Below are 17,153 nucleotides of genomic sequence, written 5' to 3' on the forward strand. Positions count from 1 at the left end.
CCTTACATACTTTTTGTATTTCAGACTGAAAGGGGATTCAAGGGATGCTAAAGCCGTTGATCCAACTGTTCAAGTCCTTAAAATTACATCTAACTGTCTGGTTGGTTATTGGATTATCTGCAGTCCTCCTATTTTTCTGCATTTATGATGATGTGAAGCAAGAGACATATGAGTTAACACCCTTCCAAATTTCTCCAAGTACAATCCGTTCCTTAAAGACGGTAGAGGATACTGTGAAAACTGAAGAAGAGCGTGACCGTGTGGCAGAAGAACAACCACCTGTCTATCAGTTCAATGAAGAGATTTCTACCAATCGACAGTCAATCGCAACCTCGCTGTTCGACTATATTCTTGAAGTCAAAAAAAGTACATTGAGTGAAGATGATACAATTTCAGCAACCTCGCTGAAAGCGGCAATTCGTGAAATGAATAAAAAGTTAAAGGAATTAAAAGAGACTGAACCAGACTTTTATTTAAGTGAAACTGTTTTAACGGGACTACTCACTGAAAATGAAACTGTGTTATTAGAGATGCGCTCTGAGCTGACTAAAATCGTGGCAGCCGAGTTATCGAAACCGATCAAAGCAAAAGATGTAGCGGTTGCTCAATATGATGCGGAACGAGAACTTAGAACTTCTTCAAAGATTCCTGATGGACAAGTTCAAACGATGATTCAGCTCGTCAGACCATTAATTGTTCCTACAGAAACTATAAACAAAGAGTTAACAGAGCAACGTTTGAAACAATCTAGAGATAGCATTGAGCCTACTAGAATACTACAAGGGCAAGTAATCGTTCGGGATGGCCAAGTGATTGATAAGGAAATTTACCGACAGCTGGAAGTAACGGGATTGCTAACAAATCAAACGTCTACTAAACCGATACTTGCACTAATTTGTTTAATTGTTCTTTTGTCAGGTCTTGTCTATATTTATTTCATGTCAAGAAAAGAAGATAAACAGGTCTTGAAGAAATCACTCCTCATCTTTTATACGATTTTCTTTTTAGTTATTGTAATGATGAAGTTTACAGGTGTGTTGGAAAAAGAGTTCGATGTCCAAGTTTCTTTTCTTTTTCCTGCAGCATTAGCACCTTTGCTCGTGAAAATCCTTACGAATGAACGCTTGGCCATTCTCTCAGTTGTCATGATTGCTGCTACAAGTGGCCTTATCCTACAAGAAGGCGTTACGTCGATCATGCAAATGGAAGTGGTATTGTATTTCCTATTAAGCGGTGTAACGGCGCTCCTTGCCCTTGGTGGAAGTGGAAGACGTCTCACGATTATGAGAACAAGCTTGGCGGTGGCCGGTGCAAACTTGTTGTACGTTGCGTTTTATCTACTAATGACGCAATCTACGTATACGCTTTCGGAAATACTTTTCTATGCGATAGCCGCTATTAGCTCAGCCATTATATCTGCAGCACTCACGATTGGCTTGTTACCGTTCTTTGAATCGATATTTGGAATCGTCTCGGATATGCGCTTAGTCGAGTTGTCTAATCCCAACCATCCGCTATTGAAAAAGGTGTTAACAGAAACACCTGGAACGTATCATCACAGTGTGATGGTTGCCAATTTAGCAGATGCCGCGTGTGAAGCGATTGGAGCGAATGGACTACTGGCTAGAGTTGGCAGTTATTATCATGACATCGGAAAAACTGTAAGACCTTTGTACTTTATCGAAAACCAGCATGGTGTGAACCCGCATGACCAGCTAACACCTAAAGAAAGTCGAGATATTATTATTGCGCATGCAGCAGACGGTGCAGACCTACTGGCTGCAAAGAAAATGCCCCAGCAAATTATAGATATCGCACGTCAACATCATGGAACTAGTTTCTTGAAGTTCTTTTATTTTAAAGCGAAAGAACAAGATGATGACGTGGTGGAGGATGACTTCAGATACTTCGGTCCTAAACCGCAAACAAAAGAGATTGCTGTCATTTCGATCGCAGATAGCTGTGAAGCGGCGGTTCGCTCCATGAAGGAACCAACACCTGAAAAAATATCAGGTCTGGTAAAATCGATTGTGAAAGATAAACTAAATGATGGTCAATTCGATGAATGTGAGTTGTCCATGAAAGAAATACGTATTGTAGAACAAGTGATCTGTGAGACGTTAAACGGTATTTTTCATAGCAGGATCGAATATCCGAAATAAGAAAAACAGAGGAGGGAGAATATGTTGGAGATCGATTTCATAGATGAAATAAAAGGGGATGGAAAAGCTGCCGAACAGCTCATTCAAAAACTTCTAACCTTTGCTGCTGAAGCAGAAGGACTTGAAGATGGGACGGAGCTCTCTGTAACTTTTTTAGATGACGATGCGATACAACAGGTCAACCGGGATTACCGAGGTAAAAATCAGTCGACTGATGTCATCTCGTTTGCATTGGAAGAAGAGGGTGAAGGAGAGGGAGTTATCATCGGAGCAGACGATATGCCCCGCCATTTGGGAGATTTGCTCATTTCCGTAGAAACAGCTCAACGCCAAGCTGAAGAATACGGACATAGTGTGGAACGGGAGCTTGGATTCTTGGCATTGCATGGCTTTTTGCACTTGCTCGGATATGATCACATGACGGAAAACGATGAAAAGAAAATGTTCGGGCGACAAGATGAAATTTTACAGTCGTTCGGACTCAAGAGATAATACGGTGAAAAAATTTTTTAAAGCATTTACCTACGCTTGGATGGGCATTGTCCACGGAGCAACTCAGGAACGGAACGTGAAGTTTCATCTATTTGCGGCAATTGTCGTAGTAGTTGCAGGCTGGTGGACAGGGTTAAGTAAACTTGAATGGATAATCATTACCACTGTTATTGCATTGATGATTGCATTAGAATTAATGAATGCTGCAGTTGAGCGTGTGGTAGACTTAGTTACGCAGGAAAGACATCCTTTAGCAAAACAAGCAAAAGACCTCTCAGCCGGGGCTGTGCTTGTTTTTTCTATCGCCAGTGCGATAATTGGTGTGCTCATCTTTTTACCTAAATGGCTGATGTAAACGAATGGAGTGAAATTTTTGGACAAACAACAACTAATGGAGCATGCAAAGCATGCGATGCAAAATGCATATGTACCCTATTCCAAGTTTCCTGTTGGGGCTGCTTTACTGACAGAAGAGGGGACAGTATTTGAAGGATGTAACATAGAAAACTCAGCGTATAGCATGGCGAATTGTGCAGAGCGCACAGCGTTCTTTAAAGCGATTTCAGATGGAAACCGCTCTTTCACAGCGCTTGCTGTGACAGGGGATACAGAAGGACCGATTTCACCATGTGGCGCATGCCGACAAGTCATTTCTGAGTTTTGCTCGGTGGACATGCCAGTCTACTTAACGAATCTTAAAGGTGATGTTACGGAAACGACGGTTGGAGAACTGATACCTGGTGCGTTTCGTAAGGAGGACCTCGAATATGGCACCAAGTAAATTTAAATCAGGATTCGTCTCAATTATAGGAAGACCTAACGTAGGTAAGTCTACATTCTTGAATCGAGTAGTTGGTCAAAAAATCGCCATCATGAGCGACAAGCCACAAACAACGCGTAACAAAGTTCAAGGAGTCGTTACAGGAGATTCTTCTCAAATTGTATTCATCGATACACCTGGAATCCATAAGCCGAAGCATAAGCTGGGTGATTTCATGGTGAAATCTGCAAGGAATACACTAAAAGAAGTAGACGTTATTATGTTTATGGTCAATGCGAACGAGAAGATTGGTCCTGGAGATCGCTTTGTTATTGAAATGCTAAAAGGCTCAAGCACACCAGTTTTTTTAGTTATCAATAAAATCGATTTGGTTCATCCGGATGATTTGCTCAGAATCATTACATCCTATGTGGACGAGTATGACTTTGCTGAAATCGTCCCATTATCCGCTTTAAACGGAAACAATGTGGAGCGTCTGATGGAGACACTTAACAAATATCTTCCTGAAGGACCGAAATATTATCCAGATGACCAAGTTACGGATCATCCGGAACGTTTCATTATCTCTGAATTAATTCGCGAGAAAGTTCTACATCTGACACGGGAGGAAGTTCCTCATTCTATCGCGGTAGTCATTGAGAAAATAGCGCGAGATGAAGATAAGAACATTGTCAATGTAATGGCGACAATTATCGTTGATCGTGATTCCCAAAAAGGAATTGTCATTGGTAAACAAGGTGCCTTGTTGAAGCAAATCGGTACAAAAGCTCGACGAGATATTGAAATGTTACTAGGCACAAAAGTATTCCTTGAACTATGGGTGAAAGTTCAAAAGGATTGGCGAAACAAACCTGGACAGCTGAAAGAATTCGGCTTCCGCGACGACGAGTATTGATCGTCCCGCACAGTAGTGGAGGCGAACGTCATGATGAACAAATGGGAAGGGATTGTACTGCGTACAATGCCTTACGGTGAGACAAACAAGATTGTAACGCTTTTAACGAAGGAAGCAGGGAAGATGACCGCGATGGCTCGGGGGGCAAAAAAACCAGCTAGTCGGTTGTCTTCGATTACTCAGATTTTCGTCTATGGTTCTTTTTTAATGCGAACAGGAAAGGGGATGGGTTCTCTCGAACAAGGGGAACCCATCGATTCCATGCGGCACATTCGTGAAGATTTGGAAGCCACTTCCTATGCGAGTTATATCGTGGAGTTGGTAGATAGACTTACGGAAGATGGTGAGCGATCATCAGGCGTTTTTAACCTTTTATACGAAGCATTGCACGCGATTAATGAGGGATATGATCCTGAAGCCATTGCGTTGTTTGTGGAGTGGAAGATGCTTCCGGTAGCTGGAATTCACCCTGTGTTGCATCAGTGTGCGTCTTGTGGTTCAGTTGAAGGGGAATTTGCATTTTCATTTCAGGAAATCGGATTTTTATGTCATCGTTGCTTCCATACCGATCCATATATCGTAAGAATAACCCCTGCTCAACTGAAGCTTATTCGTACATTTGCAACGGTACCGATCACGCAAGTAGGTTCCCTTACGTTGAAAAAACCGACTAAGCAATTCATGAAAAAATTGGTTCGTCAAATTTATGATGAACAAGTAGGACTGCGATTGAAATCACGGTCTTTTCTTGATCAGCTTGATCGGACACCAAGTCTATTGCCACCCAAAGAAAAACCGGTAGAGTCAGATGAATAATCTGATTCTGCCGGTTTTTTGTTAAAATGCGATACGTTCTTCGATATAAGCTTTTAACTCTTCAATCGGCAAGCGAACTTGCTCCATTGAATCACGGTGGCGTACAGTTACTTGACGATCTTCTTCAGAATCGAAATCGTACGTAATGCAGAATGGAGTTCCAATCTCATCTTGTCGACGGTAACGTTTACCAATGGACTGTGAGTCGTCGTACTGTACAGGGAAGTGCTTGCAAAGCTCTGCATACACTTCTCCTGCACCTTCAGCGAGTTTCTTGGATAACGGCAACACAGCAGCTTTAACAGGTGCTAATGCGGGATGGAAACGCATAACTGTACGTTTGTCATCGCCTTCCAGCTCTTCTTCATCGAAAGCGTCGCATAGGAATGCAAGAGTGACTCGATCCGCACCGACCGATGGTTCGATACAATATGGGACAAATTTTTCATTTGTAATTGGGTCTTGGTAATGGAAGTCTTCATTGGAATGCTCCATGTGACGGTTCAAGTCAAAATCTGTGCGGTTAGCGATTCCCCATAGTTCTCCCCAACCGAACGGGAATTTGAACTCGATATCGACTGTTCCTTTTGAGTAGTGGGAGAGTTCGTCCTCATTATGTTCACGAAGACGCATATTCTCTTCAGTAAGTCCGAGGTCGAGTAACCAGTTCTTAGAAGCATCGCGCCAGAAAGCATACCACTCTTCATCCTCGCCTGGTTTACAGAAGAATTCGAGTTCCATTTGTTCGAATTCACGCGTGCGGAATGTGAAATTACCCGGAGTAATCTCGTTACGGAAACTTTTACCGATTTGAGCGATTCCGAAGGGGAGTTTTTTACGCATTGAGCGTTGAACATTTTTAAAGTTCACAAAAATACCTTGAGCTGTTTCAGGACGTAAGAAGATTTCGTTTGCGGAAGAATCGGTAACCCCTTGAGTCGTTTTGAACATCAAGTTGAACTGACGGATATCCGTATAGTCCAATGCGCCACATGAAGGACAGACGATATTATGTTCCATGATCAAGTCTTTCATCTTCTCAAATGGCATTCCGTCAACGACAATTTCCATGCCTTTCGCTTCGAGTGCATCTTCGATTAGTTTGTCAGCGCGATGACGCGTTTTACACTTTTTACAGTCAATCATCGGATCATTAAAGTTCCCGATATGACCAGAAGCTTCCCAGACTTTCGGGTTCATCAAGATTGCAGCATCTAGTCCAACGTTATGCGGAGATTCTTGAACGAATTTTTTCCACCACGCTCGTTTAATATTGTTTTTGAGCTCAATTCCAAGTGGACCGTAATCCCATGTGTTTGCAAGCCCTCCATAAATTTCGGATCCAGGGAATACAAATCCCCGCTGTTTAGAAACGTTCACAATTTGTTCCATTGTATACATATTAATCCCTCCAATTAAAATAAGCACCCATCCTCGGACATATGTCCGAGGACGGGTGCGTAATGCCCCGCGGTTCCACCTCAATTGACTGCACAAAAACGAACAGCCCTCTTTAAACTAACAATGGCTCCAGGTTGCCTTTTCATGTCAAGTACGGGCTTTCACTATCCCCGATCGCTTTGGTTGACAGTACTTATTGACCTTTCTTTGCCTATTCAAATGTTAAGTTCAGTTTAGCACGGTTCACGATTCTTCGCAATAGAACTTAATTTGTTATATACTGTAGACAGATATGTTTATTTGAACGCTGAGGACGGTGACATAGATGGAACTCAATAAGCGCCAGACGGAGATTGTCGAGATCGTCAAGGCGGATGGACCGATCACAGGAGAACATATTGCCGAACGGTTAAATTTAACTAGAGCTACCATACGACCGGATCTCGCCATCTTGACGATGGCAGGCTACTTGGATGCTCGTCCTCGTGTCGGCTATTTCTACTCAGGCAAAAAGCAAGTGCACTCTGTGGGAGATGAAATGATCGGTATGCAAGTGGGCGACTTTCAATCCACTCCTGCTGTTGTAACTGAACATAGTTCGGTTTATGATGCTATATGCCAGATGTTTTTACAGGACGTTGGTACCTTGTTTGTGGTAGACGATAAGGCGTGTTTAACAGGAGTCCTGTCCCGAAAAGATTTGTTGAGGACAAGCATTGGAAATACAGAACTTGAAAAGATACCTGTGCATGTCATTATGACCCGAATGCCGAATATTATCTACTGTCATAAAAAAGACACACTTTTATCTGCTGCTCGTAAAATGATCGACAAGCAAATTGATTCATTACCTGTTATTGGAACAGAGCGGGAAGGGTTAGAAGTGGTTGGTAGAATCACAAAAACAAATATTACTGCAGCATTTTTAACGCTGGCACAAGATCATGAGCTATGAGGTGGGTCCTATGAAAAAACTCAAGTTTTTTATTGTTTCAGATTCTATCGGCGAAACCGCTGAACTAGTTGCAAAAGCAGCGGCAAGTCAATTTCGTCAAGACTTAGATACAGTTTCTATGAAACGATTTTCCCATATCGAAGAAAAAAGTCAGCTTGAGGAAATCGCATGGCTAGCGGAACAACAACGCGCAGTTATTGTGTATACACTTGTTCGTAGCGATATGAGGGACGCGCTAATAACGTGTTGTGGAAAACGTGACGTTCATTGTATCGACCTCTTGGGGCCTATCATGCAGTCAATTGGACAAGTGCTTGATGAGAAGCCTACTGAAGAACCAGGGCTAGTCCGACAATTGGATGAGGACTACTTCCGAAAGATTGAAGCGATTGAATTTGCCGTTAAATATGATGATGGACGTGACCCGCGCGGTGTATTAAATGCTGATATTGTGCTTGTGGGGATTTCAAGAACATCCAAAACTCCACTTTCTCAGTACTTGGCCCACCAGCGCTTTAAAGTCGCGAATGTCCCTCTCGTTCCAGAAGTTGAACCACCTGCAGAGCTCTATGAACTCGATCCTAGTAAATGTTTCGGGTTGGTCATCTCTCCTGAAATTTTGAATTCGATTCGAAAAGAGCGTCTGATTGCTTTAGGACTGAAAGATGATGCCAGTTATGCAAAAGTCGACCGAATCGAGCAAGAACTCGATCATTTTAACAAGGTAGTCAATAAAATTGGTTGTACGGTGATTGACGTCTCAAACCGAGCAGTTGAAGAAACTGCAAATATGATAATATCGAATATGAATAGCAGAAAGTTCGAGAAAATTCGGAAGGACCTCCATCGTTAGGCGGTCCCTCTTTTTTCGTTCAAGATCTCATTTAGCGACTATACTAGTATTCCTGGACCGTTTCCTGTAAAATAGCAGTTTCGAAGAAAAATAAAAAATTTGTCGAATAAGAAGGATTTTTAAAGTATACATCGAATCTATAGACAGTGAAGATGGTGATAGTGTGTCAAAAATTCCTGAACAGACGATAGAAGAGATTCGTACAAAGACGGATATAGTGGATCTAATCGGTGAACATGTCCGGCTTACGAAGAGAGGGAAGAACTGGTTCGGCCTATGTCCGTTCCATGGAGAAAGTACGCCTTCTTTTTCGGTTTCTGAAGAAAAACAGCTCTTTCACTGTTTTGGCTGTGGAGCTAGTGGGAATGCAATCACTTTTGTTATGGATGTCGATAACCGTCCATTTACAGAGGCCGTTGTTCATCTTGCTGAGCGGCTTAATATTCCGATTGATGCATCAGTTGAGATGGGAAATCGGTCAGAAAAAGATGTAGCTCATAAACAGATGTATGAAGCCCATGAATTCGCGGCAAACTTCTATAACCACCTTCTTTTAAATACTGTGGAAGGTGAAAAAGCATATCAGTATCTTGAACAAAGAGGATTTACAAGGGAAAACATCGAAAAGTATAGTATAGGGTGGGCTCTTGATGACTGGGAAGCGTTATCTTCCCTTTTACAGCGTCAAGGTTTCGATATGAACGAGATGGAACAAGCGGGACTTGTCATCCAACGTGATAGCGGAACTGGTTTTTTTGATCGGTTCCGTGGAAGGATTATGTTTCCCCTTTATGACGATCATGGTACAATAGTCGGGTTCTCTGGGAGAGTGCTTGAGAAGTCGGAAAAAGAAGCAAAGTATCTTAATAGTCCAGAAACCCCGATATTCGAAAAAGGTCGAGTGCTGTACAATTTTCACCGCGCACGTCTTAATGCTCGAAAAAAGGGTAATGTAATAGTATTCGAAGGATTTATGGATACGCTGTCTGCGGACCGTAATGGTGTTGAAAATACTGTAGCAGTCATGGGGACGGCGTTATCAGATACACAATTGATCAAGTTAAAGCGCATTACCAACGACCTTATTATTTGTTGTGATGGAGATAACGCTGGTTGGGAAGCATCAAAACGTTTTGCGGAGCTTGTTATGCAAAAAGGGTTTTCCCTAAAAATTGCAACGCTTCCGAATAAAATGGACCCTGATGATTACATTTCTGAAAATGGTATTGATGCATTTCGGGAAAAGATCTTAGACCGCCCACATTCGTTTATGTCTTTCATAATGTTATATGCAAAAAGATCAAAAAACCTGTCACATGAAAATGACGTATTGCAATATATTCATGAAGTGATGGAAGAGCTTGCTGGGGTTTTAACACCTGTCGAAAAAGACATGATGCTAAGACAGCTATCGATGGATACAAATGTATCTGTTGATGCACTTGAACAACAGTATGCAAAAGCTACAGGAAAAGCAGTTAGGAAAACACAAACTGACAGCTTTACAGAGCCAGTGATACCGATTATCCAACAAAAGAAGCAAAACATCTCCGCAACAGGACGTGCTGAGCGTTTGCTTCTAAGTCACTTGTTGAATGATGGTTCCTTATTTGACACGATTCAGAACCACCACGAAGACCTGTTTGTTCATGAGGACTATGCCACAATATATATCCGTTTGGCAGGATTCTATGAGCAATATGGTGCTCCTGATTTTCATCGATTTGCAGAAACGATTGAAGATCGCGGTTTGCGAAGAATTGTATTGGAAGCTGCTGTCATGGAGCGGGATCCCGAACATGCGGATAAAGAAGTGGAAGATTGTGTAACGCATTTAAAGAAACATCGAATTCAACAGCTTATTACACAAAAAATGCATGAATCAAAAGACGCAGAAAAAATGAACGATCTACCCGCAGCACTTCAGCTAGCGAGAGAGATCATACAGCTCCGGAAATCATTATCGGCAATGTAAGCCGACCGGCGTACTAAGGAGGAACAGGTTATTATGGCTAAAAAAGAGGAACTAACTGGAGAAACAGAGACAACGTTGGAAGAAGTCAAAGCTGCTTTGCTGGAAACCGGTAAAAAGAGTGGCGAGTTGACAATAGAAGAAGTCACTGAAAAATTGGCTACTTTTGAAATGGAGCCCGACCAGTTTGAAGAGTTCCTGGATCAAATCGAGGCAGCTGGTATTGAGATGGAAGGCAAAGAGGAAAGTTCTGAGGAAGCGCCGGGAAAACCTGCTGCAGATGAAGAACGATTCGATTTGAATGACCTAAGCGTCCCACCGGGTGTGAAAATTAATGACCCTGTCCGCATGTACTTAAAAGAAATAGGCCGAGTTGACCTGCTTACCGGTAAGGAAGAAGTAGCTCTTGCTAAACGTATTATTGCTGGAGAAGAAGAAGCTAAAAAACGCTTGGCTGAAGCTAACTTACGTCTCGTTGTAAGTATTGCAAAACGTTATGTTGGAAGAGGCATGCTGTTCTTGGATTTGATCCAAGAAGGAAACATGGGTCTTATTAAAGCCGTTGAAAAATTTGACCATACTAAAGGGTTCAAGTTCAGTACGTATGCAACTTGGTGGATTCGTCAGGCAATTACTCGTGCAATCGCCGACCAAGCGAGAACAATACGTATCCCGGTTCATATGGTAGAGACAATTAATAAACTTATTCGTGTCCAGCGGCAGTTGTTACAGGACCTAGGTAGAGAACCTTCACCTGAGGAAATCGGTGAAGAGATGGAGCTGACTCCTGAAAAAGTTCGTGAAATCCTTAAAATTGCACAAGAGCCGGTTTCACTTGAAACGCCGATTGGTGAAGAGGACGATTCGCATTTAGGAGATTTCATAGAAGATTCGGAAGCGCAGTCTCCTTCTGACCATGCGGCCTACGAATTGTTAAAAGAGCAACTTGAAGATGTGTTGGATACACTGACAGACCGCGAAGAGAATGTCCTTCGTTTGCGTTTCGGATTGGATGACGGTCGCACTAGAACCTTAGAAGAAGTTGGAAAGGTATTCGGAGTAACTCGTGAGCGTATCCGTCAAATCGAGGCGAAGGCGCTTCGTAAATTACGACATCCTTCTCGTAGTAAGCGTCTGAAAGACTTTTTAGAATGAGAAATTGGCACCGGGCAAATTCCTTGCCGGTGTCTTTTTTCAGTAGAAGGAGAGAACGTTTATGAATGCACAGCGTAAACGAATCATTATGTCAGAAATACATTATTGGAAAAAGAATCGTCTATTACCAGAGCATTATTGTGATTTTTTAATAACATTATATACTCAAGGGGATGAACAATCAGCAACAGACGTAAAGGTTGAAAAAGCAATTCTGGAAAAGGAGCGGTCTTCGGTTACGAAGAAAATGATTTTGTTGGTAATCTTAGCAACAGGTCTTTGCGCTTTGATGTTTACAGTTGGTAATTATCCTATAATTATGATTACGGTCTCCTCCATTTTTGTTCTTGGTTTACTAATAAGGTTAATGATGAGTAAACCATTTCGTTCTGCTCTTATTCCCTTTACATATATTATTGCCGCATTTATGTTGCTCGGTATATCACTTAAAGTATGGTTTGCTTTCTTTGAAGGAGAGACAATGTTGTTATTAGGCATACTTATGTTGAATAGCATTTTGTGGCTTTTTTCAGGACGTTTACTCAAATTATTGTATTTTACGATTTCAGGTGCTGCTGGCTTACTCATGATTATCGGATTCTTGCTCATTTCCTATTGAGCAAGAATTCTTTTTTTCTGTTAAACTATCGGCTAATTCTGTATAATGAAATTTGTAAGCGTTCACAAAAAAGGGGATGTCATAATGGATTTCAATTTATCATCAGAACAGCAAATGATACAGCGTACAATTCGGGAGTTTGCAAACGAAGTTGTCGCACCTGGGGCAATCGAACGGGATCGCACAAATGAGTTTCCTGTAGAAATTTTTAAACAGCTTTCTGAAATGGGGATGATGGGACTTCCGTTTTCAGAAGAGTATGGGGGAGCTGGGGCGGACACAATCAGTTTTGCAATCGTGACAGAAGAATTGAGTCGTGCTTGTGCGTCTACCGGAATTACATATTCAGCACACATTTCTCTTGGAGGAGCGCCTCTTAGCTTATTTGGGACAGAAGAACAAAAACAAAAGTACTTGCGTCCTATATGTGAAGGAACTTCATTTGGTGCGTTCGGATTGACCGAACCAAATGCTGGATCAGACGCAGGTGGCACTCAAACAACAGCTAAACTTGAAGATGGAGAGTATACCATCAATGGTTCAAAAGTATATATCACCAATGCCAGTTATGCTAAAAATCTTGCGTTGACTGCCATAACGGGACAGACTGAAAAAGGTGGAAAAGAAATTAGCGCTATAATTGTTCCTACAGATGCAGAAGGATTCAAAGTGATTGATAACTATGAAAAGATGGGGCTGCATGCTTCCAATACAACAGAACTCGTGATGGAGAATGTACAAGTACCTGAAGAGAATCTACTCGGTAAAAAAGGGAACGGATTCCGTCAATTTTTAGTAACATTAGATGGTGGACGAATTGGAATTGCAGCGATGGCAGTTGGTATTGCTCAAGCAGCCTACGATCGTGCAATGAAGTATGCAAAAGAGCGGAAACAGTTTGGAAAGTCGTTATCTGAGTTCCAGGTAACACAATTTAAACTGGCGGATATGGCTTTGAAAATTGAGCTTGCAAGAAATATGGTCTATAAAGCAGCTTGGTTGAAAGACGAAGGAAAGCCGTTTACAAAAGAAGCAGCGATGTGTAAGTTGTATGCCTCAGAAATTGCAATGGAAGTTGCAGACGAAGCCATTCAAATTCACGGTGGTTACGGTTATATGAGGGAATACGAAGTAGAGAGATATATGCGCGATGCGAAGTTATTGGAAATTGGGGAAGGAACTTCGGAAGTTCAACATATGGTAATTGCCCGACAAATCGGATGTTGACAAAAAAAGTTCACAAAGTATGTCCAAATTGTCACAAAAGAGAAAAGTCCATTGATATGTCTTTCGATTTTATTCGAAATACAGTACAATAAGAGTTGTGCACTATATACTACAGAATAGTTTCTGGTGAAGGAGGTTAAATTCGTTGAGTAAAAATCCTGTTATTCCTTATATTTTGATTTTCGCACTAGGAATTGGACTCATTTTCTTCATGTCCCTTTATGGTATTGATCAGAAGAAAGAAATTGCCGATGGCGATGGTGAAGCAACTGAAGAAGGTACGAAAGAAGAAGGCGCATCCTCTGAATTCGATGCTGAAGCTGTTGCTCAGCAAAAATGTATCGGATGTCACGGTGGAGACCTAAAAGGATCTGTTGGTCCAAACCTTCATGGTGAAGACAAAGATGCTAAAGAACTTCACGAGATCATTAAGAATGGTAAAGGCGGTATGCCTGCTGGACTCATCCCTGATGAGAACATCGATGATATGGTCGATTACATTCTAACACTAAAATGAACATCTAAAGAGCAATCAGTGTAGCGGAACTTCGCTGCCTGGTTGCTCTTTTGTTTGATACGTGCAAAAGCGTATTATTTTCGATAAGATAACTAGGAGAAGTCGACGTCGAATTTTACGTCTACTGAAAGGTGGAACAAAGTGTGAACGCGAAAAATTTATCAGAGCGATTGCGGTTGGTCGCATCATTTGCAAAACAAGGAACTGTCCTTGCAGATATCGGGAGTGACCACGCTTATTTACCATGCTGGTTAATTCAAGAAGGGCAAATATCTCGAGCTATTGCAGGAGAAGTTGTAAAAGGGCCATTTGAATCTGCCAAGCGAAATGTTGCGAAGGAAGGCTTAACAGATAATATTGTTGTACGCCTCGCAAATGGCCTACAAGCTATTTTGCCTGAAGATGGAGTTGAAACCGTGACCATCGCGGGGATGGGTGGATCATTAATAGCCTCGATATTAGAAAATGACCCAGAGAGGTTAACAGGAGTCAAGAGGATTATTGTACAGCCGAATATACATGCTATGGCAATCCGTGAATGGGCAGTCAGACATTCATGGGGAATCGTTAATGAAGCCATCCTTAAAGAAGATCATAAAATCTATGAAATTCTTGTACTCGAGCGAGGGGAACAGTCTTATAAATCGGAACAGTTACTAATGGGGCCGATTCTTTTACAAGAACGTTCTGACGTTTTCCAGGAGAAATGGATAGGTGAGCTAAATGAGATATCACGTGTCATCAATGTGCTCACACAGTCTGCACAATCTGAAGAGGCTAAGGTGAAACGCAAGCAACTGAGTGATACCAAGGACTTGATAGAAAGGGTGTTGAAGTCATGAAAAACGTGAATGGATATGAAATCATTCAAGTATTTGAAGAGTGGGCACCGAAAAAACTAGCAATGGAAGGCGATCCGATCGGCTTACATATTGGTCAATTGAATCGTCCGGTTGACACCGTCTTAGTTACATTGGATGTGAATGAAACGGTAGTTGACGAAGCAATTGAGCGGGGGGCAACTTTAATCATTGCACACCACCCTCCCTTATTTAGACCTGCTAAACACATTTGGACAGATACCCCCCAGGGACGAATGATTGAGAAATGCATTAAACACGATTTGTCCGTTTATGCTGCGCACACAAACCTGGATATCGCAAATGGCGGGGTAAATGATCTACTTGCGGAAAAACTAGGACTCACACAATTGAAAATAATTGAACGAACTTCTGTCGAGTCTGGTGAGGAATTTGGGTTAGGACGAGTCGGCATCTTATCTTCTAAGATGACACTAGATCAGTTTGCCTGCTATGTGAAAGAGAAGCTAGAAGTGCCTGCAGTCAGAATGGTAGGGGATAAAGATCGTTTGATTCAAAAAGTGGGTGTTTTAGGGGGAGATGGGAACAAATACATCTATGCCGCTAAACGTGCTGGAGCTGATGTGTTAGTTACAGGAGATTTGTATTACCATGTCGCTCAAGATGCTGAAGCAGTTGATTTATGTGTTGTGGATCCTGGTCATAATGTTGAAAAAGTGATGATTCGAGGCGTTGCAGAAAAAATGACTGCACAATGTGAAAATCGTCAATACAACGTTACTTTTTTACAATCCCAAATAAATACAGAGCCATTTACATTCGTTTGAAAAAATCCCCCATCTTCTCAAGAAAAGAAGTGGGGGATTTACGTATTTAAACATAAGGTTCAATTCGTGTAACGGGTGCTGGGTTTTTAATCTTTGGTAATAGTCGATTCAAGTCAAACTTACGCTCAGCAATATGTGTTGATGGGTCTTCAGGATCAAACTTGGTCAAGTATTCAATTACTTCACGAACAATTAAAGTAGGAGTAGAAGCACCTGCTGTAACTGCCACTCGGTCTACCCCTTCTAACCAACTTAACTCGATTTCAGAGACGTCTGAAATTCTGTAAGATGGGGTATTGGCGATTTCCACTGAAACTTGTGTCAAGCGGTTGGAGTTATTACTCTTCGGATCACCGACCACAATTAGCAACTCTGCTTCGCCCGCTTGCTCGGCAACTGCTTCTTGTCTAACTTGTGTCGCCATACAAATTTCTTTATGGACTTCAATATGAGGATATTTCTTTTTTAAGTCTTCCATGAGGTGAACGACGTCCCACTGACTCATAGTTGTCTGATTTGTGACAAGTAATTTGTCGTTTTGAAGGGATAACTTTTCGATATCCTCAGCATTTTCAACTAAATGGACTCTTCCAGGAGCCACTCCAAGAGCCCCTTCAGGTTCCGGATGATGTGCCTTGCCAATATAGATGATGTCGTAGCCTTCAGCGGTTTTCTCGCTAATCAAGTCATGAGTCACAGTTACGTCAGGACACGTAGCATCAATTGAAACGAGTCCTTTTTTTCGTGCAAGCTCCCGTACTTCCGGAGAAACCCCGTGTGCTGTAAATATTACAGTACCCGTTTCTACCTGGTTGAGAATCTCGAGACGATTATTACCTTCTAATGTGATGATGCCATCTTCCTCAAAGGCATCTGTCACGTGCTTGTTGTGTACAATCATGCCCAATATATAAATCGGTCTCGGCAATGATTCGTCGAGTGCCGCATTTCTAGCAATCACCATTGCATCGACGACCCCGTAGCAATAACCTCTCGGGGAAATCTTCAATACTTTCATTTTTTCGCTCACTCCTCTAAAGGGATCTATCCCTATTATAGCGGAGATGGCTAAAAGGTTCAAAGTCTTAGATTGGCGGTTGGAATACTTTTGGTACGGATGGCAATGGACCCGTTGCTATGGGTGCTGCTGCGCGTGCAACTGAAGTTGCGGCAGATGCTCCTGCTATCCCTGCATCCGGAAGAGATTGAAACCCTCTGTATAATTTCCACATGGCGGGTATGTTTTGAAGCATGGGTGCAAACTGTTGTACCATAGGGGCATATTGTTGCACAGTTGACATAAAACGATTGGCGGTTTCCATATACATTTCAGGTTTTGAAAGACCAGCCCCTGTAGGCGCTCCACCTTGAGCTTGCTGTTGACCACCAAACCCAGGATCCATTCCAAATGGGGAAGGTTGCTGATTCGCTTGGCCTTGTGCTAATGGTGCCGCAGGTCCCTGCATAAAGGGATTTGCCTGCTGAAAGTTTCCACGAAACATCTGTTGGCCAGCAGGAGCTTGCCGTTGCTGGTTGGCAAATGGATAAAAAGATTGATATCTCATAATGATCTCCTTTCCCAAAGAGTACTTTGTCTATAATGTATCCTATGCGAAAAAACCAACCAGCGGTACAGTTTCGTGCTACAATGAACGAATGA

Annotated in this window: 18 protein-coding genes; 15 read left to right on the forward strand and 3 right to left on the reverse strand. The window is 42.1% G+C overall.

All coding sequences use genetic code 11. The features are described from left to right. Nucleotides 1-44: 44 nt before the first annotated feature. Genes DVB69_RS04060 through recO form a run of 6 tightly spaced genes read left to right on the forward strand, consistent with a single transcriptional unit; the run spans nt 45 to nt 5,146 of the window. The gene (locus tag DVB69_RS04060) at nt 45-2,162 is read left to right on the forward strand and encodes an HD family phosphohydrolase (RefSeq protein ID WP_116016801.1); all 2,118 of its coding nucleotides are present in this window, start codon (nt 45-47) and stop codon (nt 2,160-2,162) included. A 21-nt stretch (nt 2,163-2,183) separates the two neighbouring features. Then, nucleotides 2,184-2,654, forward strand: a complete 471-nt coding sequence (gene ybeY / locus DVB69_RS04065) for an rRNA maturation RNase YbeY (protein ID WP_116016803.1) — start codon at nt 2,184-2,186, stop codon at nt 2,652-2,654. Beyond that, entirely contained in the window at nt 2,620-3,009 is a 390-nt protein-coding gene (locus DVB69_RS04070) for a diacylglycerol kinase family protein (protein WP_116016805.1), read from the forward strand. The genes ybeY and DVB69_RS04070 overlap by 35 nt, the downstream gene beginning before the upstream one ends. Nucleotides 3,010-3,027: 18 nt before the next feature. Then, the gene (locus tag DVB69_RS04075; RefSeq protein WP_116016807.1) at nt 3,028-3,435 is read left to right on the forward strand and encodes a cytidine deaminase; all 408 of its coding nucleotides are present in this window, start codon (nt 3,028-3,030) and stop codon (nt 3,433-3,435) included. Next, complete coding sequence (gene era, locus DVB69_RS04080) at nt 3,422-4,330, forward strand: GTPase Era (RefSeq protein WP_116016809.1); 909 nt, start codon at nt 3,422-3,424, stop codon at nt 4,328-4,330. The genes DVB69_RS04075 and era overlap by 14 nt, the downstream gene beginning before the upstream one ends. A 30-nt stretch (nt 4,331-4,360) precedes the next feature. Beyond that, a complete protein-coding gene (gene recO, locus DVB69_RS04085; protein ID WP_116016811.1) occupies nt 4,361-5,146 on the forward strand; it encodes a DNA repair protein RecO in 786 nt (261 codons plus the stop codon). A 21-nt stretch (nt 5,147-5,167) separates the two neighbouring features. On the opposite strand, the gene DVB69_RS04090 is transcribed toward recO, so the two are convergent. Next, complete coding sequence (locus DVB69_RS04090; RefSeq protein ID WP_116016813.1) at nt 5,168-6,547, reverse strand: glycine--tRNA ligase; 1,380 nt, start codon at nt 6,545-6,547, stop codon at nt 5,168-5,170. Nucleotides 6,548-6,872: 325 nt separating this feature from the next. Here DVB69_RS04090 and ccpN point away from each other — a divergent pair, with 325 nt between their 5' ends. The 9 genes from ccpN to DVB69_RS04135 all read left to right on the forward strand — a co-directional run bounded on the left by ccpN (nt 6,873) and on the right by DVB69_RS04135 (nt 15,493). Beyond that, nucleotides 6,873-7,502 (forward strand): transcriptional regulator CcpN, encoded by a 630-nt coding sequence (gene ccpN, locus DVB69_RS04095; protein WP_116016815.1) that lies wholly within the window; start codon nt 6,873-6,875, stop codon nt 7,500-7,502. A gap of 10 nt (nt 7,503-7,512) precedes the next feature. Next, nucleotides 7,513-8,355, forward strand: a complete 843-nt coding sequence (locus tag DVB69_RS04100; protein WP_116016817.1) for a pyruvate, water dikinase regulatory protein — start codon at nt 7,513-7,515, stop codon at nt 8,353-8,355. Nucleotides 8,356-8,518: 163 nt separating this feature from the next. Next, on the forward strand, nt 8,519-10,330 hold the full coding sequence (gene dnaG, locus DVB69_RS04105; protein WP_116016819.1) for a DNA primase: 1,812 nt from the start codon (nt 8,519-8,521) through the stop codon (nt 10,328-10,330). 33 nt (nt 10,331-10,363) lie between these two features. After that, the gene (rpoD, locus tag DVB69_RS04110) at nt 10,364-11,482 is read left to right on the forward strand and encodes an RNA polymerase sigma factor RpoD (RefSeq protein ID WP_025784778.1); all 1,119 of its coding nucleotides are present in this window, start codon (nt 10,364-10,366) and stop codon (nt 11,480-11,482) included. A gap of 61 nt (nt 11,483-11,543) precedes the next feature. Beyond that, nucleotides 11,544-12,101 (forward strand): hypothetical protein, encoded by a 558-nt coding sequence (locus DVB69_RS04115; RefSeq protein ID WP_116016821.1) that lies wholly within the window; start codon nt 11,544-11,546, stop codon nt 12,099-12,101. Between the two features lie 84 nt (nt 12,102-12,185). Then, nucleotides 12,186-13,328, forward strand: a complete 1,143-nt coding sequence (locus DVB69_RS04120) for an acyl-CoA dehydrogenase family protein (protein WP_116016823.1) — start codon at nt 12,186-12,188, stop codon at nt 13,326-13,328. Between the two features lie 145 nt (nt 13,329-13,473). Next, complete coding sequence (cccA, locus tag DVB69_RS04125; RefSeq protein WP_116016825.1) at nt 13,474-13,845, forward strand: cytochrome c550; 372 nt, start codon at nt 13,474-13,476, stop codon at nt 13,843-13,845. A 143-nt stretch (nt 13,846-13,988) separates the two neighbouring features. Continuing rightward, a complete protein-coding gene (locus DVB69_RS04130; protein WP_116016827.1) occupies nt 13,989-14,687 on the forward strand; it encodes a tRNA (adenine(22)-N(1))-methyltransferase in 699 nt (232 codons plus the stop codon). Beyond that, the gene (locus DVB69_RS04135; protein ID WP_116016829.1) at nt 14,684-15,493 is read left to right on the forward strand and encodes a Nif3-like dinuclear metal center hexameric protein; all 810 of its coding nucleotides are present in this window, start codon (nt 14,684-14,686) and stop codon (nt 15,491-15,493) included. The genes DVB69_RS04130 and DVB69_RS04135 overlap by 4 nt, the downstream gene beginning before the upstream one ends. A gap of 46 nt (nt 15,494-15,539) precedes the next feature. Here the strand turns inward: DVB69_RS04135 and DVB69_RS04140 are convergent, their stop codons facing one another. Both DVB69_RS04140 and vrrA read right to left on the reverse strand, forming a co-directional pair. Further along, nucleotides 15,540-16,511 carry a 4-hydroxy-3-methylbut-2-enyl diphosphate reductase gene (locus tag DVB69_RS04140; protein WP_116016831.1) on the reverse strand — a complete coding sequence of 324 codons (972 nt, stop codon included), beginning with the start codon at nt 16,509-16,511 and terminating at the stop codon, nt 15,540-15,542. A gap of 67 nt (nt 16,512-16,578) precedes the next feature. After that, entirely contained in the window at nt 16,579-17,058 is a 480-nt protein-coding gene (gene vrrA, locus DVB69_RS04145) for a VrrA/YqfQ family protein (RefSeq protein WP_116016833.1), read from the reverse strand. Nucleotides 17,059-17,153 lie beyond the last annotated feature (95 nt).

Source organism: Sporosarcina sp. BI001-red (assembly GCF_003384035.1).
In the GTDB taxonomy this organism is placed as follows: Bacteria; Bacillota; Bacilli; order Bacillales_A; family Planococcaceae; genus Sporosarcina.